This window comes from Methylobacterium sp. E-066 (assembly GCF_022829635.1).
GTDB lineage: Bacteria > Pseudomonadota > Alphaproteobacteria > Rhizobiales > Beijerinckiaceae > Methylobacterium.
Genome location: NZ_JAKSYO010000122.1, coordinates 1 through 24,759, shown reverse-complemented (window position 1 = coordinate 24,759; position 24,759 = coordinate 1). Strand labels below are relative to the sequence as shown.

The following is a 24,759-nucleotide window of genomic DNA, read 5'->3' as shown; positions in this document are numbered from 1 at the left end:
ACCAGAGGGCACGTTCCCACGCGTTACTCACCCGTCCGCCGCTGACACCCCGAAGGATGCCCGCTCGACTTGCATGTGTTAAGCCTGCCGCCAGCGTTCGCTCTGAGCCAGGATCAAACTCTCACGTTGAAGAGATTGATCAAAGCTGATCACTACATCTTGACAGAGGCTCACATTCGTCCGGGCGTTTCCACCCGAACAGTGTGAGCTTCCAAAAAGCGTATGACAGCTCGCATCCTCTTGATGACCCGGCTTTCACCGGATCCGCAAGGACAAGCGCCGTCCACGCTTCTCTTTCTCGTATTCACTTGTCAAAGAGCGGAGCTGACCTTGGCCAGCGCCTTGAAGAGACCAGTAAACCACCGGAATGTCCCGGTCAAGTGCTACTGAGATCTTCAGAAAGTCCGTCCGGGCGGCTCGCCTTTGCTTGGGCACCGCGTCGGGAGGCGCCGTATAGGACGCCCCGCATTCTGCTGTCAACCGGCTTTTTGCCGGCATCGCACCGAGATCATCGGGCGACCCCGGCTCCGTCCTTCTGCTCATCGCTCGGGCGCGCCCACGCTCCGCTGGGCGGAGAGGAACAGGCGCGCGGCGATGATCGAGGGAGGCACCGACCCGGTAGGTCCAGCGTCGCTACCGAGGTTAGAGATAGGATCGGTCCACCGTTTCGCAAGGGGTGGCTGCCCGGGGATGCGATCCGCGGCATCGGCGCCCTCCCCGCCCGAAGCAACGCGAAGGCCGCTCGCGTCGTTGGTCATCCAGGATGAGGGAGCCCATGGCCACGATCGCAATTCTGATCGGCACGCAGGCGGGAGCCCGGCTGCTGGCCGCCAATTCCGAGCGGGAGGCGGCCCTGTCGGCCGAGGCCTTCCTTTTGCGCTTGCCCAGGCGCGCGCTGCCGGCGCCGCTCTGGGTCCAGTGCGCCGACCCGGGCGTCACCGGTCGGCTGACCGGCTATCTCAGCGACCTGCAATCCGAGCGGGTGCGCGAGCGCGACGCTCGGGTCTGACCCGGGCCGCCGCCGGATTTCCTTGTCCCGCGCCATGTTCTAACCCCGGGGCATGAACGACGCACGCGATTCAAGCCGGCCCGAGATCCCGGTCGCCGGCGAGGCGGCCTCCCTGCTCAGGCTCCTGCGCCTGATGGCCGATCTGCGCGATCCCGACCGCGGCTGTGCCTGGGATGTCCGGCAGACCTTTGCCAGCATCGTGCCCTACACGATCGAGGAGGCCTACGAAGTCGCCGACGCAGTCGCGCGGGGCGACCGGGCCGACCTGCGCGATGAGCTCGGCGACCTGCTGCTCCAGGTGGTGTTCCACGCCCGCATGGCCGAGGAGGAGGGCGCCTTCGCCTTCGACGATGTGGCCCAGGCGATCGGCGACAAGCTGGTCCGCCGCCACCCGCACGTGTTCGCCCCGGACGGAACCCCCCTCCCCGCGGGTTCGGTCCTGCGCGATCCGGCCCAGGTCGAGGCGCAATGGGCGGCGATCAAGGCGCAGGAGCGGGCGGCCCGGGACCCCGGCGCTGCCGTGCCGGATCCCCTGGGCGGCGTCGCACTTGCCCTGCCGGCTTTGGCCCGGGCCGAAAAAATCTCCCGGCGGGCGGCCGCCTACGGGTTCGACTGGGGCAACGCCGCCCAGGTGATCGATAAGGTCCGGGAGGAGACCGACGAGGTCGCCGAAGCCCTGGAGGCCGGCGACCCGCAGGCCGTGTCGGAAGAAATCGGCGACCTGCTGTTCTCGGTGGCCAACCTCGCCCGGCATGCCGGGATTGATCCCGAGACCGCCCTGCGCGACGGCACCGCCAAGTTCGAGCGCCGCTTCGCCGCCATGGCGGAGCACCTGAAGGCCGCGGGCGGGGCGCTCGGCCGGTCGGATCTCGCCGCCATGGAGGCCGCCTGGCAGGCGGCGAAGCGGGACGAGAAGACGTAGCAGGCGCGGCTTTCGCCCGCAGGGCTGCCTGGGCCCGAACGCTCGACAGGCGGCGGTCGGCGCTTATCCTTGGGTGATGCGCCTCATTCTCCCTGCCCTCGCCGCCCTCGCCGTGACACTGGCCCTGCCCCAGGCCGTTCGAGCCGAGACGATCGTCAAGGAACGGTTCGGCTGCCACACCCAGGAGGTCACCGACCGCTTGTTTAAGTTGGTCATGGCCGGCGACGAATCCGGGTTCGGCCAGCTCCTGAAGGGCAGCCTCGCCGCGGGCGAGTGCCGGTCGTGGAAGCTCGGCGAGGAAATCCGGCTCGAGACCCGGACGATGACTTATGGGTGCCTCGCGCCCACGAGCGGGCAGGATCGGTGCTACTGGACGCCGCTCAGCGCGATCGAGAAGGCGAACTGAGTGCCCGAGGCTCCGCCCCGGACCCCGCCAAAGGGCTGAGCCCTTTGGGATCCCGGATCTCCAAGCCGGCGGAGGAGCGGCCTCCCCTCCTCCGCCGCAGACGTGCTTACGCCGCCTTCTTGGGGGCCTTGCCTTTCGGGGCCTCGGCCTCGTCGTCGGTGGTGCCCTCGGTGTTGATCGTCTCGGCGATCTTGGAGAGCAGCGCGTCGGTCTTCTTCTCCTCCTGCAGGGTCTCGTCCAGGAGCTTGGCGGCCTCGTCGTGGCCGAGCTGGCGGGCCCAGGTCTTCAGGGTGCCGTAGCGGGCAATCTCGTAATGCTCCACCGCCTGGGCGCAGGCGGCCAGCACCGCGTCGGCGGCGGGGCTGTCGGCGAAATCCTCCAGATCCTCCTCCATCTCGGAGGTGATGCCCTGCATCGCCTCGCAGGTCTTGGCGCGGGCGGGCTTGCCGATGATCTCGAACACCTGGGTCAGGCGCTCGACCTGCTGGGCGCTCTCCTCGGCATGGGTCTCGAAGGCCTGGCGCAGCTCCGGGTGCTCGGCCGCCTTGGCGGACTTCTTGAGCGCCTTCACGGACTGCTTCTCGGCGTAATAGACGTCCTTCAGGGTCTCGTAGAAGGCGTCGTGCAGCGTCTTCGGCTTGGCCATGGGGCGGTCTGTCTCCGATACGGGCCGCTTTCGGAAGCGCGGCGTCCGGACGGGGAACGCCGGTCCGGCCCGACGGGTCCGGGCGATATCTTCGCCCTGTGGAGGAACTTTCTGGCCGGGGGCGAGCGACCCAGCCCTGGTCGGGCCGCTCGGCTTGTGCCGCGCCCCGGTGCGCGCTCAGCCCGGGGGGCAAGGCGCCCGGATCATCTCCGGCGGGCGTCTCCGGGCCGACGCGTCGAGGGCGTTTCTGCTCTGGGACGAACGTCCGCCGGTGCGCTTGAAGACGACAAATGCTTCGCGCTACACTCAAAACATCAGACTTATCGCTTGTGTGATCAAGATCTGATCATGAAAGTCCCGATCGAAGGTGCGGAATCAACCGCAATTCGATCGTGTAAGGAGGATTTATAGAGCATCAATCATCGAATCATGGGGGAGGAAATGGGCGATATAAAACTATACATGCTGCAGTCCGGTTCTCTGAAATGCAAGGTTCACAACATCAAGATGAACCAGGGCGACGGCGCGGATTATGAAATCCCGGTGCCGTTCTTCCTCATCACGCATCCGGCCGGGCATACCATTATCGATGGCGGCAACGCGGTGGAGGTTGCCGAAAATCCCCACGCCTATTGGGGCCGCATCGCTGACGTCTACTATCCCGTGCTCAAGAAGGAGGACGGCTGTGTCGACCAGCTTCGCCGCCTCGGGATCGATCCGGAGGACGTTCGCTACGTCCTTCAGTCCCATCTGCACCTCGATCACACGGGCGCCATCGGCCGCTTCCCGAACGCCACGCACATCGTCCAGCGATTGGAATACGAGTATGCGTTCACGCCGGACTGGTTCGCCCGGGACGGCTATATCCGTGCCGATTTCGACCGGCCCAATCTCAAATGGCAGTTCCTGAACGGGCCGGCCGACGACTATCATGACATCTACGGGGACGGGACGCTCACGACGGTGTTTACGCCGGGGCACGCCCCTGGGCATCAATCGTTTCTGGTGCGGTTGCCGGCTTCGAGACCGGTCCTGCTCACGATCGACGCGGCCTATACCCTCGATCACTGGAATCAGAAGGCGCTGCCGGGCTTTCTGGCCTCGGCTGTCGATAGCGTCCGCTCGGTCCAGAAGCTGCACGGTATAGCCAACAAGACGGGCGCCGAGGTCGTGACCGGTCACGATCCGGACGCGTGGCCGATGTTCAAGAAGGCCCCTGCGTTCTACGCCTAGAGCCGGGCCCGACGCTCAGGCCTTGATGTGACCCGCTCGCCGCCGAACCGGCATCCCCTTCGGTGGCGAGCGCTCCAGACCCAGCCCTTTCAAGGTGTTCGGATTGGGCCGTGGTCCTGGATTTCCTCGACGGGATCAATCGGCTCGTATCGCCGCACAGGTCCGATGGCCCGCCCGCGATCCTCGCCAAGGGAAGCGTGGCAGGGACGGCACGAAGGTGACAGCGGGATCGCTTAGAACCCGGATTTCCACCGAGGTATCAGCCTCCACCCTGTCATCCCGGGGCGCCGCAGGCGAGCCCGGGATCCAGAGCCGCCGATGGCGCAGGTCCTTGACCCCACGGTGTTTCTGGATCCCGGGCTCCGCTTCGCGGCCCCGGGATGACGGGGTTGTTTCCACACCGGGCTCTGCAAGAACCAAGCGTCGCGGGGCAAGCGGGACAGTCCGCTGCCGCAAACACCTTGAAAGGGCTGGGTCTCCAGACCCTTCTCTCGAAAGACGGTCGCCGCCCTTCGGGACAGGACGGTGCGGCTCGGCCGCGTCCGGCCGTTCAATCGTCCTTCCGGCCCGGGCCGGGCTTCCGGGTGGCCTTGGCCTCCGGGGCTCGGGTGGCGTTTGCGCCGGCCGGTTTGGGCCGCAGGCGATCGAGCACGGCCTCGATGGCGCGCTCGACCTCGGCGCGCTCCGGCAGCGTGTCGGCGATCGGTGTCGTTCGGCCGGCAGCGCGGCGCTTCGTCATGCACTGTGCTCGTATCGGGGCCGGGCGACGCGATGTTCCAGCGCGTGCGGCGGCCACGCCACAGTCTATCGCCGGTGATCCCAGGATCAAAGCCTGCCGGGATCCTGCGATCCCGGGATCCTGTGATCACGGTTTCTGAGGGGTTGCTCGACGGTGGGGCTGCCGTCCCGGCGCGGCCCGCGCGAATGCCGGATCGGCGGGGCGATCGACCGGCTCGCGCCTCAGTTCTTCCGGCCGAACGGCCAGTCGATCAGGCCGCCGGCCCAGAGCGCCGCCCAGACGAAGACCGGCTGAAACGCCAGCCTTGGGCCGTGGTACCACCAGGAATCCGGGATGCCGTCGACGTGGACGGCCTCAAAAGCGTGCTTGAGGTTGGCCGGGTAGACGCAGACCGCGTAGAGGGCGAGCCCGATCGCGGCCGCCCGGCGCAGCGACCGGGTCAGGAGGCCGATCGCCCCGGCGATCTCGCACAGGCCGGTGGCCAGGATCACCAGGCGCGGCGCCGGAACCCAATCCGGCATCAGCGGCAGCATCGCGTCGGCGGCCACGAGGTGGACGATCCCGATGCCGGCATAGATCAGGGCCAGCGCGTAGCGCAGCCGGCGGCGCCAAGTCTCAGGCATCGGCTCGGTCATCCGACCTGGTCTTCCGTGACCCCGCAGGCGCGGGCCACCGCGGTCCGGAGCGCCGCTTTCAACCGTGCCACGGCCGGGTGTTCCAGGCTGGCGAAGGCGGTAGCGCCGATCGCGGTCACGGGGGCGAGGAGCCGCAGGGAGTTGGTGACGAACACGGCCTCCGCGCCGAGCCAGTCGGGCAGGGGCAGCGAGGCCTCCTCCGCGCGCAAGCCGCACGCCCCCGCCAGCCCCAGCACCTCCGCGCGGACGATCCCGGCGAGCACGCCGTCGGCCAGCGGCGGTGTGACCAGCCGGTCGCCGAACACCGCGAAGACATTGCCGGTGCCCGCGCAGGCGACGCGGCCCCTCGTGTTGCAGAACAGGGATTCGTCGAAGCCCGATGCGGCGGCCTCGCGGGCGGCCAGCACCGCGTCGAGATAGCCCAGGGTCTTCAGTCGGGAAGCGGGCGAGGTGTCGTTGCGGGCGATCCCGGTCGGCCACAGCCCCAGGGGCGCGAAGGCCGCGCCCTTGGCGCTCGGCGCCGCGGTGGCGAACAGGGTCGGATGCGGATCCGGCGGCGGTTTCAGCCCGCGCGGGCCGGAGCCGCGAGTGAGGGTGGTGCGGATCGCCAGCCGATCCGCTTCCCCCCTACCCTGCCCGGCGAGCGCCCGCATGGCCGCGCGGATTCGTTCTGCCTCGGCGGGGATCCCGAGGGTCTCTGCCCCGGCGACGAGCCGGGTGATATGGGCATCCTCGAAGGCCACCCGGCCGCCGAGTGTGAGCGCCGTGTCGAACAGGCCGTCGCCGAGGGTCAGGCCGCGATCGGTGTGGTCCAGGGACGCCTGCGTCCCGGGGACGATCGTCCCGTCACGCCACAGCATCTGTGCGCCCTGCCGGTTGGTGGTCGCGCTTTTCCCGCCAGGCGCGGGCGAGTCCCAAAAAATTGGCGAACAGGGCGTGACCGCCCTCGGTCAGAACCGATTCCGGGTGGAACTGGATGCCGTAGGTCGGGTGGGTCCGGTGCGAGAGCGCCATGACCTCGCCCTCCTGCGAGACCGCGTCGACCGAAAGGTGCTTGTCCATGTCGGGGCCGGGGGTGACCACCAGCGAGTGGTAGCGCCCGACCGGCATCGGTGCCGGTAACCCAGAAAACAGCCGCTCGCCCTGATGCGCGATCGGGGTCGCCTGCCCGTGCAGGGGGCGCTGCGCCCGCTCGACCGTGCCGCCGAAGGCCGCGCCGATCGCCTGGTGGCCGAGGCAGACGCCGAGGATCGGCACCTCGCCGGACAGGTCGCGGATCGCCGGCAGGGAGATGCCGGCTTCCGCGGGGGTGCAGGGGCCCGGCGACACCACCAGGGCGTCCGGGGCGAGCGCCCGGATGCCGGCGACGTCGAGGGCGTCGCTGCGCACGACCCGGACCTCCTCGCCCAGCTCCTCCAGGTAGCGGACGACGTTGAAGACGAAGGAATCGTAATTGTCGAGGACGAGGATCATGCGAAGGCCTCGAACACCCGGGCGGCCTTGGCCAGGGTCTCGTCGTATTCCGGCCCCGGCTCCGACAACAGGGTCACGCCGCCGCCGGCCTGCAGGACCGCCTGGGTCGCGTCCATGAACACGGTGCGGATCGCGATCGACGTATCCAGTGCGCCGTCGAAGCCGATCCGCCCGATGGCGCCGCAATAGAGCTCCCGGGCATCGCCCTCGATCTCGGTGATGATGTCCATGGCGCGGATTTTTGGGGCCCCGGTGATCGAACCCCCGGGGAACGTCCCCTCCAACAGGTCGAGGGCGTCGAGCCCGTCGCGCAGCGTCCCCGTCACCACCGAGACGAGGTGGTGGACGTTGGCGTAGGTCTCCAGCCCGCACAGGGTGGGCACGGCAACGCTGCCCGGCGCGCAGACCCGGGACAGGTCGTTGCGCAGCAGGTCGACGATCATGACGTTCTCGGCCCGCTCCTTGACCGAGGCCAGCAGCGCCTCGGCGGCCGCCCGGTCGGCCGCCGGGTCGTCGAGCCGGCGGGCGGTGCCCTTGATCGGCCGGGTCTCGACGTGCTGGCCGTCGAGCCGGATGAAGCGCTCCGGCGAGGACGACGCGACGGTCAGGCCGGCGAGCTCCAGATAGGCCCCGAAGGTCGCCGGGTTGGTGGCGCGCAGGCGCCGGTAGAGCGCGAACGGATCGAAGCCCGCCGGCAGGTCGGCGGTGAAGCGCTGGGCGATGTTGGCCTGGTAGATATCGCCGGCCCGGATATAGGCGCGGACCTTTTCGACAGCCGCTTCATAGCTTTGCCGGTCGAAGTTCGAGCGCCACGCGAGGTTTTTTATGAGTTGGCGTGGCGAGTCTACCGGTGCCGTCTCCGCCCCGAGCCGGTCGGCGAAGGCGGCGAGCCGCGCCTCGGCGCGGGCCTGCCGGGCCGCCGGCTCGGTCTCGGGAAAGCCGGTGGCGACGAGCCGGGCGGTGCCGGTCGCGTGGTCGATCACCAGCACCGTGTCGTAGAGATTGAACGCGCTGTCGTCGGTGAGCCCCGCCCGCCGGGCCGGGGCCGCGACCCGCTCGAGCTGCGCCCCGAGATCGTAGGCGAGGTAGCCGATCGCCCCGCCCGGGAACGGGTTTTCGGGATCGGGCTCGACCCGGTAGGGCGCCAGGCAGGCCCGCAGCGCCGCGAACGGGCCGCCCGGGACCGGGCGTCCGTCCAGCGTCGCGCGCCCGTCGCGGAACCGGAAGCGCGCGAACGGGTCGGCGGCCACGATCGAGTACCGCCCCAGCGCATCGTGCCGCATGGCGCTGTCGAGGAAGGCGAGATCCGGCAGGGGCCGCAGCCGGGCGGCCGCAGCGACGGGATCGATGAAGGGGATCTCTCGGGTCCAGATCTCTTGGGTCCAGATCTCTTGGGTCCACATGACCGGGTTCGGGCTCATGTCCTGAGGGCACGCGCCCCGCGCGCTGCCGTTGCACAGGCGATGCCGCGGGGAAAGCGGCAGTTCCGCGCAAGGCCGCGCCCGTCGAGGGCGGTCGGGACCCGTCCCGTGGGTGGGAGAAGGCCGGCAGGACCTGATGTGGGATCTCAGGACCCGCCGGCAAAGCCCTGCAAACAGCCAAGTTTCGATCTCGGCTCCAGCCTCCCGCGCCGGGCCGGGCACCCCTGCGGCGGCCGGTCTCGCGCGAGCGCGTTAGAACCGCTATAGGGGCGCGATCCCGAACGCCCATCCTCGCGCGCCGTGCGACCCGATCCGCCGGCCGCACGCGAGGGTGGCGTCCGCCCCGTCCCGAATGCCACCATGACCGCAACCGCCACGCCCGCCCCCCCGGGAGCCACCCCCGGGGCCGCCCCAAAGATCTCGTTCGTGTCGCTGGGCTGCCCCAAGGCGCTGGTCGATTCCGAGCGGATCCTCACGCATCTGCGCGCCGAGGGATACGAACTGGCTCGCCGCCACGACGGGGCGGATGTGGTGATCGTGAACACCTGCGGGTTCCTGGACTCGGCCAAGGCGGAATCGCTCTCGGCGATCGGCGAGGCCATGGCCGAGAACGGCCGGGTGATCGTCACCGGCTGCATGGGCGCGCAGCCGGAGGAGATCCGCGCGAAATATCCCGACCTGCTCGCCGTCACCGGGCCGCAAGCCTACGAATCCGTGGTGGCGGCGGTCCACGAGGCGGTGCCGCCGGCTCACGACCCGTTCCTCGATCTGGTGCCGCCGCAGGGGATCAAGCTCACCCCGCGCCACTACGCCTATCTGAAGATCTCGGAAGGGTGCAGCAACCGCTGCAGCTTCTGCATCATCCCGTCCCTGCGCGGAAACCTCGTCAGCCGCCCGGCCGGCGACGTGCTGCGCGAGGCCGAGAAGCTGGTCAAAGCCGGCGTGAAGGAGCTGCTGGTCGTCTCGCAGGATACCAGCGCCTACGGGGTCGATATCCGCTACGCCGAGAGCCCGTGGCGCGACCGCAGCGTGCGGGCGAAGTTCTACGACCTCACCAAGGAACTCGGCGAGCTCGGGGCCTGGGTGCGGCTGCACTACGTCTACCCCTACCCGCACGTGGACGAGGTCATCCCGCTGATGGCCGAGGGCAAGGTGCTCCCCTATCTCGACATGCCGCTTCAGCACGCCAGCCCCTCCGTGCTCAAGCGCATGCGCCGGCCCGGCAACCAGGAGCGCCAGCTCGACCGGATCCGCAGCTGGCGGCAGACCTGCCCGGATCTCGCGATCCGCTCGACCTTCATCGTCGGCTTCCCGGGCGAGACCGAGGCCGAGTTCGAGGAGCTGCTGGCCTGGCTGCAGGAGGCCAAGCTCGATCGCGTCGGCTGCTTCGAATACGAGCCGGTGGCCGGCGCCACCGCCAACGCGCTCGGCGACCTCGTGCCGCCGGAGCTGAAGGCCGAGCGCAAGCGCCGGTTCATGGAGACGCAGAACGCGATCTCGCTCCGGCTCCAGCGGGCCAAGGTCGGCAAGCGGCTGGCCATGATCGTCGATTCCGTCGAGGGCGGGATCGCCAAGGGCCGGTCGAAGGCCGACGCCCCGGAGATCGACGGCACGGTCCACGCCGCCTTCCGGCGCCCGGTGCGGCCCGGCGACATCGTCACCGTGAAGGTCGACCGGGCCGACGCCTACGACCTGTACGGCAGCGTGACCTGAGGCAGGGCGGCTCGTGCCGCTACTTTCGGCGGATGCTAAGGGAATGAACGCGTTTCCAAATCTCCCCCCTCATCCTGAGGTGTGAGCGCAGCGAGCCTCGAAGGAGCCCTCCAGGGATCGTGCGGCTGGCTGGAGGGCTCCTTCGAGGCCTACGCTGCGCTGCGGCACCTCAGGATGAGGGGGGCGAGTGGGACATCCCTGTTGAGCGGCTCCCGCCCCAGCTTGACCCGGGCGCCAAGGCACGGTCTTTCGGAACATAAGAGGAACTTCAGCCCGGACCCCGAGGCGGCGATGGATCCGGAGGTCGCCCTCCGCAAGATCATCCATATCGACATGGACGCGTTCTACGCCTCCGTGGAGCAGCGCGACGATCCCGCCCTGCGCGGGCTGCCGCTCGCCGTGGGCGGCTCCCGGGAGCGCGGCGTCGTGGCGGCGGCGAGCTACGAGGCGCGGCGGTTCGGCGTGCGCTCGGCCATGCCGTCGGCCACCGCCCGGCGGCTCTGCCCGGACCTGCTGTTCGTGAAGCCGCGCTTCGAGGTCTACCGGGCGGTCTCGGAGGAGATCCGGGCGGTGTTCGCCCGGCACACGCCGGTGATCGAGCCGGTGGCCCTGGACGAGGCCTATCTCGACGTCACTGAGAATCTCTTGGGCCTGCCGACCGCGACCGCCGTCGCCAAGGCGATCCGGGCCGAGATCCTGGAGCGCACCGGCCTCGTCGCCTCGGCCGGGGTCTCGTACAACAAGTTTCTGGCCAAGGTCGCCTCCGACTTCAGGAAGCCCGACGCCCTGTTCGTGATCACCCCGTCCATGGGGCCGGATTTCGTCGCCGCCCTGCCAATCGGCCGGTTCCACGGGGTCGGGCCGGTCACCGAGGCGAAGATGAAGCGGCTCGGCATCGAGACCGGGGCCGATCTGCGCGCCTGGGATCTGGACCGCCTGCGCGAGGCCTTCGGGTCGGCCGGGGCCTATTACCACGCGGTCGCCCGCGGGCTCGACGAGCGGCCGGTGCGCGCCCACCGGGTGCGCAAGTCGATCGGGGCGGAGACCACGTTCTCGGAGGACACGACCGCCTTCGCCGTCCTGGCCGAGCGGCTTGCGCCCCTGTTCGACAAGGTCTGGGCTGGGGCGGACGCCAAGGGCATGCGCGCCCGGACCGTGACCCTGAAGCTCAAGTTCTCGGACTTCGCCCAGGTCACCCGGGCGAAATCCCTCTCCGTCGCGGTGGCCGACCGGGCCGCCCTGGAGCGGATCGGCCTGGATCTCCTCTCCGGCCTGTTCCCCCTCCGGCGCAGCGCGCGGCTGATCGGAATCGCGCTCTCGGGCTTCGAGCAGGGGGAGAAGGCAGAGCCGCTGCAGCTCGGGCTGGGGCTCTGATCCGTCGCGGCGGGCCCCATGCTGCGCTGCCGCGTGGACTGTGCGGCGCCACACGTCGGGTGCGACTCATCAACCACAGATAGGAGCCATCCGGTGCGGCGGGGATTGCCGCACATCGCACGAACCGAAAGATCCGCCCCATGTCGAAGCCCATCTCCCTAGCCCTGGCCGCCGCTCTGCTGTTGAGCGTCCCGGCCGGGGCCGCCCGCGCCGGCGGCACCGGCTCCTTCAGCGCCGCCAACACGATCCTGCTGCGGGGCTACACCGCGAGCCCACCGCAGCTTTACGTGTCCTCGGGCGGCCCGGGCGCCGGCTTCGTCACCGACGGGACCTCCGCGCCGCAGCGGCCGAAGGTGCCTTCCCGCGCCCGCTGATACGAAGCGGCCCGGGCCTGGCAGGCCCGGGCGTTGCTCTCACGCGTTCTTGTCTCTCATGCGTTCTTGCGCGGGCGGTGGTTCGGGTCGATGCCGCCGTCCGGCTTGGTCTCGTTGTCGACGTCGCCTTCGAAGGTCGAGTCGGCCTCCAGGTCTTCCGGGTCGGCGCCGCTCATGCCCTTGGACGTGCCGATGCCGGGATTGCCCTTGAGGTCGGCGTCGGTCGGGGTCTCGGTCTTCGGGTGCTTGGATGACATCGCCTGACTCCTGATCGGGTCTCGGAGCCAGGCCAACGCGTCGGTCTCCGGGCGGTCGCCCGGCCGGCATGCGGCGGTTCGCCTCCCGGGGCCGTCAGGCGATCGCGGCGGACGCGATCCGGCGTATCCCGGCCGCCTCCATCCGGGCCCAGGCCGCAGCCACCGACCCGTCGAGGTCGATCCCCCGCACCGCGTCTGCCACCACCCACACGTCGAAGCCCGCCGCGCGGGCGTCGAGGGCGCTCCAGAGCACGCAGAAATCGGTGGCGAGCCCGCACAGGACGACGCGGGTGATGCCGCGCTCGGCGAGCGCCCCGGCGAGCCCGGTGCGGGTGGTGCGGTCGGCTTCGAGAAACGCCGAGTAGCTGTCGACCCGCGGATCCAGCCCCTTGCGGACCACCAGGCTCGCCCGGTCGGTGGCCAGCCCCGGCGCGAAACCCGCGCCCGGGCTGCCCTGGACGCAGTGCCGGGGCCACAGCACCTGCGGCCCGTAGGGCAGCGCAATCGTCTCGAACGGGGCCCGCCCCGGATGGGTGTCGGCGAAGGAGACGTGGTCGGCCGGATGCCAGTCCTGCATCAGCACCACGTGCCGGAAGCGGTGCTGGAGCGCGTTGACCGGCTCGACCACGGCGTCGCCGTCCGGGACGGGGAGGGCCCCGCCCGGCAGGAAATCGACCTGCACGTCGATGACGAGGAGCAGGTCGGCAGGGCCTGGCGTCATGACGCTAAGGCAGCATCACGATCGAGCCTGTGGTCTCCCGGCCGGCCAGGTCCCGGTGCACCTGCTGCGCCTCGGCGAGCGGGTAGGTCGCGTTGACGGCGATTGTCACGGCGCCGTCGCCGACCACCTTGAACAGGCGGGCGGCCGCCTCCTCCAGGGTGGCGCGGTTGGACGAGAAGGTCGCGAGCGTCGGCCGGGTCACGTAGAGCGAGCCTCGCGGGGCGAGGAGCCCCAGGTCGAGACCGGTGATCGCCCCGGAGGCCGAGCCGAAGCTCGCCAGCAGCCCGAGCGGCGCCAGGCTGTCGAGGGAGCCCATCAGGGTCGCCTGCCCGACGCCGTCATAGACGACAGGCACACCCTTGCCGTCGGTCAGCTCGCGCACCCGCTTGGCGACATCCTCCTCGCGGTACAGGATGACGTGGTCGCAGCCGTTCTGCTTGGCGAGTTCCGCCTTCTCGGGGCTGCCGGCGGTGCCGATCACCGTGGCGCCGAGATGCTTGGCCCATTGGCAGGCGATCAGGCCGACGCCGCCGGCGGCGGCCTGCCACAGGATCGTGTCGCCGGGCTTCACCGCGTAGGTCCGGTGCAGCAGGTACTCGACCGTCAGGCCTTTCAGCATCATGGCGGCGGCGGTCTTTTCGTCGACGCCGTTGGGGATCGGGACCGCGGCGGCGGCCGGGATCACCGCCTCCTCGGCGTAGCAGCCATCCGGCACCGAGCCGTAGGCCACCCGGTCGCCGGGCTTGAACTGCGTCACCCCCTCGCCCACCGCCGAGACGGTGCCGGCGCCCTCCTTGCCGGGGGTGTAGGGCAGGTGCGGCGACTTGTAGGCGCCGGTGCGGAAGTAGATGTCGATGAAGTTGACGCCGATGGCTGCCTGCTTGACCCGGATCTGCCCGGGGCCGGGCTCGGCCAGGGGCACGTCCTCGAACCGCATCACCTCGGGGCCGCCGTACTCGTAGACCCGGATCGCCTTCGGCATCGTCGTACTCCCGCTCAAGCCCCGTTGCGCCGGGACGTCGCGGATCCGAGATAACGGAGCGGCCGCCGGAGGCAATTTCTTTTTGTCGTTCGCCCTGCGGTTGCGGCCCGATCCGATGCCGGATCCTGGATCCGGCGCCCCCGGCCGCCTATCTTGGTCCTGCCCGTCCTCTCCGACCGGAAGTCCCAAAAAATGTCCGGCACCACCCGCACCAGCGCCGATCTCGATCCGCGCCGCCGCCGCCTGCTCTTCCGGTCCTGGCACCGGGGCATCCGCGAGATGGACCTGATCATGGGCCGCTTCGCCGATGCCGAGATCGGCACCCTGACGGAGACGGAACTCGACCAGTTCGAGGCGCTGATCGAGGTGCCCGACCGCGACCTGTTCAAGTGGCTCACCGGCGAGGCCGAGACGCCGTCGAACTACGATACGTCGGTCTGGCGCCGCGTGCAGGCGTTCCACCGGCACGACGCGCCGATCCACTCCTGAGAGCGAAAGCCCGCGATGGACGAACCCAAGCCCCCTTACGACCACCCGGCCCGGTCGATCGCGACCGAGCTCGTGGTCCGCATCATGCTGGAGATGATGGAGCGCAGCGACCCGTCCCTCCGCGCCGAGATCCTGCGGCAGGCGACCAGCCGGGCGGCCGCAATGACCGAGACCATGCCCAACGCCGACTTTTTTCGCGGCCGGGTGGAGGCGGCGCTGGCCGAGATCGTCGGGGCTGACGCGTGAAGTCGAGGGGGCTTAGCGCCCCTTCCCGGCCGCCCGCATGTGGTGCCGCAGCACGGCGTTGATCCGGGCTTGGTAGCCGCGGCCGGCTTTTCGGAAGTATTGCAGGACGTCGCTGTCGAGCTTGATCGAGACGGCTTCCTGAGTCGGGGGCGGGGCCGCACGTTCCCAGAAGGCATCGTCGAGGCCGGGGTGGTCTAGGTCAGTCGCGCTCATGCGCTCGACCTCGTCCTCTGTAAGAGCCGCGAGCTTGGCGCGGTCGCTCTCGGCAACCACGGGCCGGAACGCGCCATCGGGATGGCGTTGCAGCAGCGTTCCATCCGCCAGGCGCATGAACGTGATCGCATCAGCGTTCGCCATAGCGTGTGCGCTCCTTCCTGTTCGCGGGCCAAGCGGTGATGAGCCACGTAACCGGTCCGCGCATAGTGTAGACAACAGTGAAAATGCCGCCCAGCGCCTGGCCGATGGTCACGCGGCGTTCTTCGCCGTAATCACGGCGATCGTCCAGCAGGTCGAGCCGTGCATCGTCGGCGAAAACCTCGGCCATATCCAACAGGTCGAAGTGCCGCGCCTCCAGCAGGAGCGCACGCTTCCCCGAATCGCAGCTAAACACGCGTTCCATGCTGGAGCGTAGCCGCCATATAGGGCACCGTCAGCCACCCGAACGCCGCCGCCGAAACGCTTTATCACGACGGCTCAATGGGCTAACGCCGGCCCGCGTCAGCCCTCCCTGTGCCCGGCGGGACTCCCCGCGAAAGACCCGATGGCCAAGCCTCAGCCGAAATCCTCCCAGAAGCCCCCTGCCCCGGCCGCCAAGCCGCAGGTCGCGCGCTTCGCCCTGCCGAAATCCTCGGCACTCGCGCAGGTGCTCGAGGCCCTGAAGCGCGGCGACAGCCCGGTCCTGGCGAACGCGCCGGAGGGGTTCGACGCCCTGGCGGTGGCCGACCTCGCCCGCGCCCTGGCGCCCACCGTCGATGCGCCTGCCGTACTGGTCCACGTGGCGCGCGATTCCGGGCGCTCGGCGGCGTTCCAGTCGGCGCTCGGCTTCGTCGCGCCCGAGATGGACGTGATGAACCTGCCGGCCTGGGACTGCCAGCCCTACGACCGGGTCTCGCCGACCACGGCCACCGCCGCCGCCCGGATGACCGCGCTCGCCCGCCTCGCCCGGACCCGCTCCGCCGAGGATCGGCCGCGCATCCTGTGCACCACGGTCAACGCCCTGGTGCAGCGGGTGCCGCCCCGGAGCCACATCGCCAAGGAGGCGTTCTCGGCCGCGATCGGCAACGTCGTGGCGATGGACGACGTGGTCGCCTGGGTCGAGGCCAACGGTTTTCTGCGCACCGGGACGGTGCGGGACACCGGCGAGTACGCCGTGCGCGGCGGCATCCTGGACCTGTCGCCCCCCGGCCTGCCGGCGCCGATCCGCCTCGACTTCTTCGGCGACACCCTCGAATCGATTCGCGCCTTCGACCCGGAGACCCAGCGCACCACCGGCCAGCTGCGCTCGCTGGACCTGATGCCGATGAGCGAGGTCCAGCTCACCACCGAGACGATCCGGCGCTTCCGCCAGGGCTACATCCAGAGTTTCGGCGCCGCGACCCGGGACGACCGGCTCTACGAGACCGTGAGCGAGGGCCGCCGCTATGCCGGCCTCGAGCACTGGATGCCGCTGTTCTACGATCACCTCGACACGCTGTTCGACTATCTTCCCGGCGTGCCCCTGGTGTTCGACCCGCAGGTCGAGGACGCCGCCGCCGAGCGGATCAGCCTCGTGCAGGATTACTACCAGGCCCGCGAGGGCGCGATGAAGACGCCGCAGGCCGGCGTCGCCCCCTACAAGCCGCTGCCGCCGCGCGCCCTGTACCTGACCCCGAACGAGCTCAAGGAGCGGATCGCCACCGCCACCGTGGCGCGGCTGACGCCCTTCGCCCAGCCGGATTCGCCCGAGCGCGCGGTCATCGATTGCGGCGCCAAGGCCGGAAGAAACTTCGCGCCGGAGCGCGCGAACGAGAGCGCCAGCGTGTTCGACGCGGCGGTCGCCCATATCCGCGACCTCCAGGGATCCGGGCATCACGTGATCCTGGGATCCTGGTCCGACGGCTCTCGCGACCGGCTCTGCGGCGTGCTCACCGACCACGGCCTGAGGAAGCCCGTGGCGATCACCCGCCTGTCGGACGTCTACGCGTTGAAGCGCGGCGCCGATTCCGCCGTGGCGGTCTGGGGCCTGGAGGCGGGCTTCACGGTGGGCGAACTCGCCGTCGTCTCCGAGGGTGACATCCTGGGCGACCGGCTGGTGCGCCAGAAGCGCAAGGCCAAGCGGCCCCAGGACGTGATCCTGGAGGTGCAGGCGCTCCAGCCCGGCGACCTCGTGGTCCATGCCGACCACGGCATCGGCCGGTTCTCCGGCCTGAAGACGATCCACGCCGCCGGCGCGCCGCACGATTGCCTGGAGCTGAGCTACACCGGCGGCCTGCTGCTGCTGCCGGTGGAGAATATCGAGCTTCTGACCCGCTACGGCTCGGAGGATTCGGAGGTCGCCCTCGACCGGCTCGGCGGCGGCGCCTGGCAGGCCCGCAAGGCCAAGATGAAGCGCCGCATCCTCGAGATGGCGGGTGAACTGATCAAGGTCGCGGCCCAGCGCTTCGTCCGGAAGGCGCCGGTGCTCAAGGCGCCCGAGGGCCTCTATGGCGAGTTCGCCGCCCGCTTCCCGTTCGAGGAGACCGAGGACCAGGCCAACGCCATCGACGCGGTGCTGGACGACCTCAATGCCGGCCGGCCGATGGACCGGCTGGTCTGCGGCGATGTCGGCTTCGGCAAGACCGAGGTGGCGTTGCGCGGGGCCTTCGCGGCGGCGATCGCCGGCAAGCAGGTGGCGGTGATCGTGCCGACCACCCTGCTCGCCCGCCAGCACTTTCGGACTTTCACCGAGCGGTTCACGGGGCTGCCGATCCAGATCGCCCAGCTCTCCCGGTTCGTCTCGGCCGGCGACATGAAGCAGACCCGCGCCGGGCTCGCCGACGGCACCGTCGACATCGTGGTCGGCACCCACGCGCTCCTGGCGAAAAACATCGCGTTCAAGGATCTCGGCCTGATCATCGTCGACGAGGAGCAGCATTTCGGCGTCGCCCACAAGGAGCGGCTGAAGGCGCTCCAGGCGGATGTCCACGTGCTGACACTCTCGGCGACCCCGATCCCGCGCACGCTCCAGCTCGCCATGACCGGCGTGCGCGAACTCTCGATCATCGCCACCCCCCCGGTGGACCGGCTGGTGGTGCGCACCTTCGTGACGCCGTTCGACCCGCTGACCATCCGGGAGGCGCTGCTGCGCGAGCGCTACCGCGGCGGCCAGTCGTTCTATGTCGTGCCGCGCATCGAGGACCTGGCGGAGGTGAAGAAATTCCTCGACGCCGAGATGCCGGAGATCAAGGTCGCGATCGCCCACGGCCAGATGGCGGCGGGCCAGCTCGAGGACGTGATGACCGCCTTCTACGAGGGCAAGTTCGACGTGCTGCTCTCGACCACCATCGTCGAATCCGGCCTCGACATCCCCACCGCCAACACGCTGATCGTGCACCGGGCCGACATGTTCGGCCTGGCCCAGCTCTACCAGCTGCGCGGCCGCGTCGGCCGCTCGAAGGCCCGGGCCTACGCGCTGTTCACGACCCCGGCCAACCGCCAGCTCACGACCCAGGCCGAGCAGCGGCTCAAGGTGCTCCAGACCCTCGACACCCTGGGCGCCGGCTTCCAGCTCGCCAGCCACGATCTCGATATCCGCGGCGCCGGCAACCTCTTGGGCGATGCCCAGTCCGGCCACATCAAGGAGGTCGGCTACGAGCTCTACCAGCAGATGCTGGAGGACGCGGTCACGGCGCTCAAGGCCGGCATCGAGGACGTGCCCGAGGAGGCGTGGTCGCCGACCATCGCGCTCGGCGCTCCCGTGACCATCCCGGAGACCTATGTCGAGGATCTCGGCGCGCGGCTGTCCCTCTACCGGCGGCTCGCCACCCTCCAGGACGATGCCGAGATGGAGAGTTTCGGGGCCGAGATGATCGACCGGTTCGGGCCGCTGCCGCCGGAGGTGGAGCAGCTCCTCAAGATCGGCACGATCAAGATCCTGTGCCTCAAGGCCAATGTCGAGAAGGTCGAGGCCGGCCCGAAGGGCGTGGTCGTCCACTTCCGGGACAAGTCCTACGCCAACCCGCAGGGGCTGGTGGCGTTCGTGGCCGAGCAGGCCTCCTTCGCCAAGGTGCGGCCCGACATGAGCGTCGTGTTCGTGCGCGAGCTCACCACGATCCCGGCCCGGCTCAAGACCGCCACCGAGGTGCTGCGCAGCCTCGTGAAGATCGCCGAGCGGGTGAAGACGGCGGCGTGAGGGTGTCGAGCGTCCGCGCTACGTAGGCGCCCGTCATCGAAGGGTGCCCGATGCCGCTGCGGCTGGGCTCACGATCGGGGCCAGCAATGTCAGGCCTCGCGTCAGGTCGGTGCGCGTGGGGTTGCCCAGACAGAGGCGGATCCCGCTCGCTTCGGCGTCCGGATCGACCATGACGGATTCCGGCGGCGTCACCGCGATGCCGGCTGCACGCGCTTCGGTCGCGACGCGCTCGGCCGCAGCGCGCGTCATCGGAAGCCAGACATGGAAGCCGGCCCGGCGCAGACCGACCATCGCATCCCCGAGCAGCGAGGCGGCGATGGCGCGACGGCGCTCGGCCTCGTCGCGGATGGCGTCGCACAGCGAGACGAGCGTCCCGTCCGAGAGCCAGGTCTCCAGGACCGCGCAGGAGAGCGGCGACGCGCTCAGCCCGGCGACGGCGAGGCTCGCCTCGGCGGCCTCGACCAGGCTCTCGGGAACCACGAGGGTGCCGATCCGGAGCCCCGGGCACACGGTCTTCGACAGGCTGTTGACGTAGATCACCCGCTCCGGCGCCAACTGCGCCAGCGTGGGACGGCCGACCTCCGCCGGGCCTGCATACACGTCGTCCTCGACGATGCCGGCGCCGTGTCTGCGGCAGATCTCGACGATCGCGGTTCGCCGGCTCGGCCCCATCGTGGCCGTGGTCGGGTTGTGGAGGGTCGGTGTAACGTAGAGCAGAGCCGGTTCGGCCGCGGCGGCGAGCGCCGCGTCCAGGGCTTCCGGCATCAGCCCCTCCGCGTCCATGGCGAGGCCGCGCAGGCGCAGACCGGCCTGCCGCGCCAGCGCGATGGCACCTCGGTAAGTCTGGGCCTCGGTGAGGATCAGGCCGCGGGGCCGGCATCCGATCGCGAACGCGATCGAGAGCGCCTGCTGCCCGCCATTCGTGAGCAGCAGACGACCGGCCTCGACGTTCAGGCCGCGTGTTTCGAGCCACTGCGCCATCAGGCGGCGGTGCTCCGGAAAGCCTGCGGCCGGCGGGTACTGCGTGAGCAGGGCGGGATCCAGCGTCCTGGCGACCGCGGCGAGGGCGCGCGTGAGCATGCGTCCCCCGGATGCGACGGGGGGCGCGTTGATCGAGAGGTCGATCAGCGGCGCACCCCGTGCCTCCACCCGCGCCACGAAGGTGCCCCTCCCCCTGATGCTGTGGGTGAGCCCGCGACGCTCCAGCACCGCGTAGGCCTTGGTGACGGTCCCGAGCCCGATCTCGAGACGCCAGGCGAGATCTCGATGGGCCGGCAGCCGGTCGCCCGCTTCGAGGCGGCCTTCGAGAATGTCCGTGGCGATGGCCGCGACGAGCCGTTCGGAGAGCGAGGCGCCGATTTCGGCAAGCCGAGGGGGCCAGGGCGAGCGCGCACGCATCGGCATCTCTCGAAGTGTCACGTGACACCTTTGATGTATCGCCGAAGTGTCACGGTCGTAAATTGGGCGCCGTTCCAAACGGGGGCCAGATGAGTTTCGATCTTCTTCTCGCCGTCTCGGCCTACGCGTTCGTCACGTCGATCACGCCGGGGCCGAACAACGCGATGCTGCTGGCGTCGGGCGTCAATTTCGGCTTCCGACGATCGATCCCGCACGTTCTGGGGATCGCGATCGGCTTCTCCGTCATGGTTCTCGCGGTCGGCTTGGGCCTCGGCGCGGTCTTTGCCGCTGTGCCGGCGCTGCATAGCGTCCTGCAGGGGGCCGGGATGCTCTTCCTGCTCTACCTGGCGTTCAACATCGCGCGGTCCGGCGGCGGCGGTTCGGCGGGCGGTCGGCCGCGACCGATGAGTTTTCTTCAGGGCGCCCTGTTCCAGTGGGTGAACCCCAAGGCCTGGATCATGGCCTTGGGCGCGGTCACGACCTATGCGGCGAAGACCGGCTCCGTCACCGACATGCTGGGCATCGCTGCCCTGTTCGCCGTCATCAACGCGCCGTGCGTCGCGATCTGGGCCTGGATGGGGCGGGTGCTGCGCGACCGTCTTGCAGACCCGGTCCGGCGCAGAGCCTTCAACGTGTGCATGGCGGCCCTGCTCGTCGCCTCGCTGGTGCCGCTCCTGACGGGCTGAGCCGCGTCCGACGATCCGTCGGGATGCTTTAAGTCCTTGCTTGAACGCGTTCGCTGACGCCGAACCGGAATCTACTTCGGCGGCGAGCGCTTTAGATCGGCTTGAGCAGCTCGATCGCATCCTCGGTGAACTCGATGCGCCCGTCCCAGTAGCTGACCAGCACATCGAGGTTCAGCTCGACCCAGGCGCGCAGGTTCGCCTCGTCGTCGGGTTCTAGGCGCGGACCATCCGTGTGCCGAAAGGGGCGCAGTTGATACGAGCCCATCTGGTCGGGCTGGACACGCGGCCCGGTTGAGACTTTCACCCGGGCGTCGTGCCGGGCTCCGGCCTTCTGCGAGATGAACACGACGAACGGCAGCCCTGTCGTTTTCGAGCGCAGGTTCGCCATCCCGTATGAGGCCTGTCCCTGAGCCTCGGCGGCCGGGAGGACCGTTGGAGCGTCCATGTCGGCCTCCGTCGCCATCCTTGAGGCCGGCATCCTACAGGGCCTTGTGCGCACCTGTCGCGCCGAAAATCCGAAGCCGACCGCGTTGCGCCATCCGCCCGTCTCTGGCTCTGTGCCGAGGCAAACCCCAGGAGACGCGTGGATGGCAAACCCGGCGCAGGCCACCGGCGCGTCCGGCCCGGACAGGTCCGACAAGAACGCCTTCCTGACGCCCCTGTTCACCGACCGGCGGGTCGCGGCGATGCTGGGGCTGGGCTTCGCGCAGGGCATTCCGTTCCTGCTCGTCTACGCGACCCAGTCGGCCTGGCTGGTCCAGGCCAAGGTGCCGCTCGCCACCATCGGGCTGATGAGCGAGCTGACCATCGCGTACAAGCTCAAGTTCCTCTGGGCGCCGTTCCTCGACCGGCACGACGCGCCGCTGCTCGGGCGCTGGCTCGGGCGGCGGCGGGGCTGGATCGTCGCCGCGCAGATCCTGGTGGCGCTGGCGCTCGCCGGGGTGGCCTTCGGCGATCCGGCGCATTGGCTCGCCTGGACCGTGGCGTTCTCGCTGGCGCTCGGGGTGGCGGGCGCGACCCAGGACGTGGTGATCGACGGCTGGCGCATCACCGCCGCGCCGCCCGAGCGCCAGGCGCTGATGTCGTCCTGGGCCGAGATCGGCTTCCGGATCGGCAACCTCGCCGCCGGGGCCGGTGCCCTCTACCTGTCGGATGCCTATGGCTGGCGCGCCGCCTATCTGTGCATGGCCGTGCTCCTCGCCCCCGGCACGATCGCGGCGCTGCTGGCGCCCGAACCCCCCGCCGCCACGGCGCCCCCGGCCGCCGGATTCGTCGAGACCGTCTGGGCGCCGATCCGCGACCTGCTCGCCCGGCTCGGGCCCCTGGCGGTGCCGGTTCTGGCGCTGGTGGCGGGCTTCCGGATGCCCGGCTACGTCTCGAACGCCATGGCGATCCCGCTGTTCAAGACGCTGGGCTACACCAACACCGACATCGCCACGGTGACCAAGCTGTTCGGCTTCTGGATCGCGCTCGGCGGCACCTTCCTGGCGAGCGCGATCATCCCGCGGATCGGCATGATGGCGAGCCTGCTGATCGGCACCGTGGTGGCCTCGGCCTCCCATCTCGCGCTGGCCTATCTCGCCTGGCACGGCGGCCATGGCGGGGCGGCGTTCTGGACCTTCGCGGTCACGGTCGGGATCGACGGCTTCGCCTACGCCTTCGCGTCGATCGTGCTGATCACCTACATGTCCCGGCTCGCGGCCACCGAGCACGCGGCCAGCCAGTACGCCCTGCTGACCTCGCTCTGCGCCCTGCCCGGCAGCGTCCTCGCCGGGTTCTCGGGCTTCGTCATCGAGCGGACCGGGTTCGCGTGGTTCTTCGTCGGCACCTCCTTGATCGGCGTGCCGGTGGCCCTGCTGTGTCTCCTGGTGGCGCGCCGGCACGGGCCCATGGAGGCGCCGGCCGGGTAAGGTGCCGGGTGTCGGCCGCAGCAGTCTTCGGAGGGCGAGCGACCGATTTTCGGATCGATACTCTGGTGTTCCGCGGCGCTTCGACGAGTGTTCCATGTCGGCCCGCCCGGGGCATCCGGCTCTTTAGCCAAGATTAACCATGGGGATGCCTAATGGGCTGGACGGTTGATGTCCTCCCCAGACGGGCAACCCAGGCCACGTGCGCGGAAAATGCCTCCGCGGGCGAACGGCGGCGGCTGCCATGTGGGGAAGCGCGTACGCGAGTTCCCGCATGGCCCAGGTTGCGTATTCCCGACCCGCGTACCGCGACGCGGCCCCGATTCCGGCCCTTGCCCCGGCGGCCTATCCGCGGCTTGCCTACGAGGCGCCCTACGCGCCGCCGGTCCGGGCCCCCTACCCGAGCGCCATGCGGCGCGCCCGCCGCCGCGCCCGGCTGACGGCCCTGATCTCGTTGGCGGCCCTGTCCATGGCCGGCTGGACCGTGCTGACCTTGCCGCACGGCCTGCCGATCACCCTGCCGACCCTCGGGAGCGCCCCCGCCCCGGTGGCCGAGGTCCAGCCCGCCCCCGAAGCCCGGCCCGCGCCGCGGCCGAGCATCGCCTGGATGCTCGATCCGAGCCCGGCGCTCGGCTCCGGCGCCGCCACGACCTTCGGGGGCCCGCCCCCGGCCGCGTCCTTCCAGGTCGCGGTGGCCGAGCCGTCCCTGGCGGTCCGGGAGATCGCCCAGCGGGTCGCCCGCAAGGTGGTCCAGGCCCGGATGGCCGCGGCCGAGCCGGCCCCGGCTCCCGTCGTGCAGGCACCCGTTGTCCGAGCCCCGATCGCGCAAGCCGCCGCTGTGCCCGCCAAGGCAGCCGCGCCGGTCCGGATCGCCGCCGCCGAGCCGACGCCCGCGGCCCTCGCGCCGGGCGTCGTCCCGCTCCCGGTCGCCCGGCCGTCCGAGCTGCGGCGCCCGGCCGTGGCCCCGGCCCCCCGGGTCGCCACCCGCGCCCTGCCCCGCACCCGCGACGTGTTCCGCGCCGCCATGGCGGAGGAGCCGTCCTTCCTCGAGAAGCTGTTCGGCGTCGGCGCCGCCGCGCCCCGCACGGAATCCCGCCAGGCGCTGGCCTATGCCAGCCCGGACGCCCTGCCCCAGGAGGCGCCGCGCACCCGGATCAGCGCCGCTCCGGAATCGATCGCCGGCACCGCCGTCTACGACATCAGCGCCCGGACCGTGACCCTCCCCTCCGGCGAGGTGCTGGAGGCCCATTCCGGCCTCGGCGAGGCCATGGACGATCCGCGCTACGTCCACCTGCGCATGCGCGGCTCGACGCCCCCCGCCACCTACGACCTGACCGAGCGCGAGCGCCTGTTCCACGGCGTGCGGGCGATCCGCCTCAACCCGGTGGGCGGCAGCGGCGCGATCCACGGCCGCGACGGCCTGCTCGCCCACACCTACATGCTGCGCCAGCCCGGCGCCTCGAACGGCTGCGTCTCGTTCCGCGACTACAACCGCTTCCTGCAGGCGTTCCTGCGGGGCGAGGTCCGGCGCCTCGTGGTGGTGGCCGGCAGCCGGGGCGACTTCTTCGGCGGCCGGGTCGGCATGGTCGACCGCCCGGGCCGGCGGGGCTGAGAGCCTGTCTGCACGGCCGTTTTCCCGGGCGCATGCAGCGCCAGCGGAATGCGACCCGGGACCCAGCACACGACGGCGCGCAGCGTCCGTCCGATCGACCTGTGCCGCTGGCGCGGCGCTTCGTGTGCTGGGTCCCGGATCAGGTTC

26 protein-coding genes and 1 rRNA gene are annotated in these 24,759 nt (G+C 70.3%); 13 read left to right on the top strand and 14 right to left on the bottom strand.

The window, feature by feature from the left end; genetic code table 11:
- Positions 1–129 (bottom strand): 16S ribosomal RNA (locus MKL20_RS17890); the annotation flags it as partial.
- Positions 130–775: 646 nt separating this feature from the next.
- Between MKL20_RS17890 and MKL20_RS17885 the strand changes: the two genes are divergently transcribed.
- The 3 genes from MKL20_RS17885 to MKL20_RS17875 all read left to right on the top strand — a co-directional run bounded on the left by MKL20_RS17885 (position 776) and on the right by MKL20_RS17875 (position 2,337).
- Entirely contained in the window at positions 776–1,009 is a 234-nt protein-coding gene (locus MKL20_RS17885; protein ID WP_243966519.1) for a hypothetical protein, read from the top strand.
- 52 nt (positions 1,010–1,061) lie between these two features.
- Positions 1,062–1,931: a nucleoside triphosphate pyrophosphohydrolase gene (gene mazG / locus MKL20_RS17880; protein WP_244037798.1), complete on the top strand. Its 870-nt coding sequence runs from the start codon at positions 1,062–1,064 to the stop codon at positions 1,929–1,931.
- Between the two features lie 76 nt (positions 1,932–2,007).
- Entirely contained in the window at positions 2,008–2,337 is a 330-nt protein-coding gene (locus MKL20_RS17875) for a hypothetical protein (RefSeq protein WP_244037797.1), read from the top strand.
- A gap of 106 nt (positions 2,338–2,443) precedes the next feature.
- Here MKL20_RS17875 and MKL20_RS17870 read toward each other — a convergent pair whose 3' ends face one another.
- Positions 2,444–2,983, bottom strand: coding sequence for a ferritin-like domain-containing protein (locus MKL20_RS17870; protein WP_243966522.1), 540 nt, complete (start codon positions 2,981–2,983; stop codon positions 2,444–2,446).
- 441 nt (positions 2,984–3,424) lie between these two features.
- Between MKL20_RS17870 and attM the strand changes: the two genes are divergently transcribed.
- The gene (gene attM / locus MKL20_RS17865) at positions 3,425–4,216 is read left to right on the top strand and encodes an N-acyl homoserine lactonase AttM (protein WP_244037796.1); all 792 of its coding nucleotides are present in this window, start codon (positions 3,425–3,427) and stop codon (positions 4,214–4,216) included.
- A 550-nt stretch (positions 4,217–4,766) separates the two neighbouring features.
- On the opposite strand, the gene MKL20_RS17860 is transcribed toward attM, so the two are convergent.
- The 5 genes from MKL20_RS17860 to pabB all read right to left on the bottom strand — a co-directional run bounded on the left by MKL20_RS17860 (position 4,767) and on the right by pabB (position 8,466).
- A complete protein-coding gene (locus MKL20_RS17860) occupies positions 4,767–4,955 on the bottom strand; it encodes a hypothetical protein (protein WP_244037795.1) in 189 nt (62 codons plus the stop codon).
- Between the two features lie 221 nt (positions 4,956–5,176).
- The gene (locus MKL20_RS17855; RefSeq protein WP_244037794.1) at positions 5,177–5,590 is read right to left on the bottom strand and encodes a DoxX family protein; all 414 of its coding nucleotides are present in this window, start codon (positions 5,588–5,590) and stop codon (positions 5,177–5,179) included.
- A complete protein-coding gene (locus MKL20_RS17850; protein ID WP_244037793.1) occupies positions 5,587–6,450 on the bottom strand; it encodes an aminotransferase class IV in 864 nt (287 codons plus the stop codon). The genes MKL20_RS17855 and MKL20_RS17850 overlap by 4 nt, the downstream gene beginning before the upstream one ends.
- Positions 6,437–7,063, bottom strand: a complete 627-nt coding sequence (locus MKL20_RS17845; RefSeq protein WP_244037792.1) for an anthranilate synthase component II — start codon at positions 7,061–7,063, stop codon at positions 6,437–6,439. The genes MKL20_RS17850 and MKL20_RS17845 overlap by 14 nt, the downstream gene beginning before the upstream one ends.
- Entirely contained in the window at positions 7,060–8,466 is a 1,407-nt protein-coding gene (gene pabB / locus MKL20_RS17840) for an aminodeoxychorismate synthase component I (protein ID WP_244037791.1), read from the bottom strand. The genes MKL20_RS17845 and pabB overlap by 4 nt, the downstream gene beginning before the upstream one ends.
- 378 nt (positions 8,467–8,844) lie before the next feature.
- Between pabB and rimO the strand changes: the two genes are divergently transcribed.
- From rimO to MKL20_RS17825, 3 genes are all read left to right on the top strand, one after another.
- Positions 8,845–10,197, top strand: a complete 1,353-nt coding sequence (gene rimO, locus MKL20_RS17835) for a 30S ribosomal protein S12 methylthiotransferase RimO (protein ID WP_244037790.1) — start codon at positions 8,845–8,847, stop codon at positions 10,195–10,197.
- 291 nt (positions 10,198–10,488) lie between these two features.
- On the top strand, positions 10,489–11,571 hold the full coding sequence (gene dinB, locus MKL20_RS17830; RefSeq protein WP_244037789.1) for a DNA polymerase IV: 1,083 nt from the start codon (positions 10,489–10,491) through the stop codon (positions 11,569–11,571).
- Between the two features lie 140 nt (positions 11,572–11,711).
- Positions 11,712–11,945, top strand: coding sequence for a hypothetical protein (locus tag MKL20_RS17825; protein ID WP_244037788.1), 234 nt, complete (start codon positions 11,712–11,714; stop codon positions 11,943–11,945).
- A 56-nt stretch (positions 11,946–12,001) separates the two neighbouring features.
- Here MKL20_RS17825 and MKL20_RS17820 read toward each other — a convergent pair whose 3' ends face one another.
- The 3 genes from MKL20_RS17820 to MKL20_RS17810 form a co-directional block, all read right to left on the bottom strand.
- Complete coding sequence (locus tag MKL20_RS17820; RefSeq protein WP_243966541.1) at positions 12,002–12,202, bottom strand: hypothetical protein; 201 nt, start codon at positions 12,200–12,202, stop codon at positions 12,002–12,004.
- A 94-nt stretch (positions 12,203–12,296) separates the two neighbouring features.
- The gene (gene pncA / locus MKL20_RS17815) at positions 12,297–12,923 is read right to left on the bottom strand and encodes a bifunctional nicotinamidase/pyrazinamidase (RefSeq protein WP_244037787.1); all 627 of its coding nucleotides are present in this window, start codon (positions 12,921–12,923) and stop codon (positions 12,297–12,299) included.
- 4 nt (positions 12,924–12,927) lie between these two features.
- Positions 12,928–13,905, bottom strand: a complete 978-nt coding sequence (locus MKL20_RS17810; protein WP_244037786.1) for a quinone oxidoreductase family protein — start codon at positions 13,903–13,905, stop codon at positions 12,928–12,930.
- Positions 13,906–14,097: 192 nt separating this feature from the next.
- Here MKL20_RS17810 and MKL20_RS17805 point away from each other — a divergent pair, with 192 nt between their 5' ends.
- Both MKL20_RS17805 and MKL20_RS17800 read left to right on the top strand, forming a co-directional pair.
- Positions 14,098–14,394 carry a succinate dehydrogenase assembly factor 2 gene (locus MKL20_RS17805; protein WP_244037785.1) on the top strand — a complete coding sequence of 99 codons (297 nt, stop codon included), beginning with the start codon at positions 14,098–14,100 and terminating at the stop codon, positions 14,392–14,394.
- Positions 14,395–14,409: 15 nt separating this feature from the next.
- Positions 14,410–14,640 carry a hypothetical protein gene (locus MKL20_RS17800; RefSeq protein WP_244037784.1) on the top strand — a complete coding sequence of 77 codons (231 nt, stop codon included), beginning with the start codon at positions 14,410–14,412 and terminating at the stop codon, positions 14,638–14,640.
- Between the two features lie 12 nt (positions 14,641–14,652).
- On the opposite strand, the gene MKL20_RS17795 is transcribed toward MKL20_RS17800, so the two are convergent.
- Positions 14,653–14,997 carry a BrnA antitoxin family protein gene (locus tag MKL20_RS17795; RefSeq protein WP_244037783.1) on the bottom strand — a complete coding sequence of 115 codons (345 nt, stop codon included), beginning with the start codon at positions 14,995–14,997 and terminating at the stop codon, positions 14,653–14,655.
- The gene (locus MKL20_RS17790; protein WP_244037782.1) at positions 14,984–15,259 is read right to left on the bottom strand and encodes a BrnT family toxin; all 276 of its coding nucleotides are present in this window, start codon (positions 15,257–15,259) and stop codon (positions 14,984–14,986) included. Before MKL20_RS17790 ends, MKL20_RS17795 begins: the two co-directional genes overlap by 14 nt.
- A gap of 141 nt (positions 15,260–15,400) precedes the next feature.
- Here MKL20_RS17790 and mfd point away from each other — a divergent pair, with 141 nt between their 5' ends.
- Positions 15,401–19,009, top strand: coding sequence for a transcription-repair coupling factor (mfd, locus tag MKL20_RS17785; RefSeq protein WP_244037781.1), 3,609 nt, complete (start codon positions 15,401–15,403; stop codon positions 19,007–19,009).
- Between the two features lie 33 nt (positions 19,010–19,042).
- On the opposite strand, the gene MKL20_RS17780 is transcribed toward mfd, so the two are convergent.
- Positions 19,043–20,407 carry a PLP-dependent aminotransferase family protein gene (locus tag MKL20_RS17780; protein WP_313902729.1) on the bottom strand — a complete coding sequence of 455 codons (1,365 nt, stop codon included), beginning with the start codon at positions 20,405–20,407 and terminating at the stop codon, positions 19,043–19,045.
- An 89-nt stretch (positions 20,408–20,496) separates the two neighbouring features.
- Between MKL20_RS17780 and MKL20_RS17775 the strand changes: the two genes are divergently transcribed.
- Positions 20,497–21,093: a LysE family translocator gene (locus MKL20_RS17775; protein ID WP_244037779.1), complete on the top strand. Its 597-nt coding sequence runs from the start codon at positions 20,497–20,499 to the stop codon at positions 21,091–21,093.
- Positions 21,094–21,184: 91 nt separating this feature from the next.
- On the opposite strand, the gene MKL20_RS17770 is transcribed toward MKL20_RS17775, so the two are convergent.
- Positions 21,185–21,538, bottom strand: a complete 354-nt coding sequence (locus MKL20_RS17770) for a hypothetical protein (protein ID WP_244037778.1) — start codon at positions 21,536–21,538, stop codon at positions 21,185–21,187.
- A gap of 142 nt (positions 21,539–21,680) precedes the next feature.
- On the opposite strand from MKL20_RS17770, the gene MKL20_RS17765 reads away from it, so the two are divergent.
- Both MKL20_RS17765 and MKL20_RS17760 read left to right on the top strand, forming a co-directional pair.
- Positions 21,681–23,003 carry an AmpG family muropeptide MFS transporter gene (locus MKL20_RS17765; RefSeq protein ID WP_244037777.1) on the top strand — a complete coding sequence of 441 codons (1,323 nt, stop codon included), beginning with the start codon at positions 21,681–21,683 and terminating at the stop codon, positions 23,001–23,003.
- 271 nt (positions 23,004–23,274) lie between these two features.
- Positions 23,275–24,612 (top strand): DUF2778 domain-containing protein, encoded by a 1,338-nt coding sequence (locus MKL20_RS17760; protein ID WP_244037776.1) that lies wholly within the window; start codon positions 23,275–23,277, stop codon positions 24,610–24,612.
- Positions 24,613–24,759 lie beyond the last annotated feature (147 nt).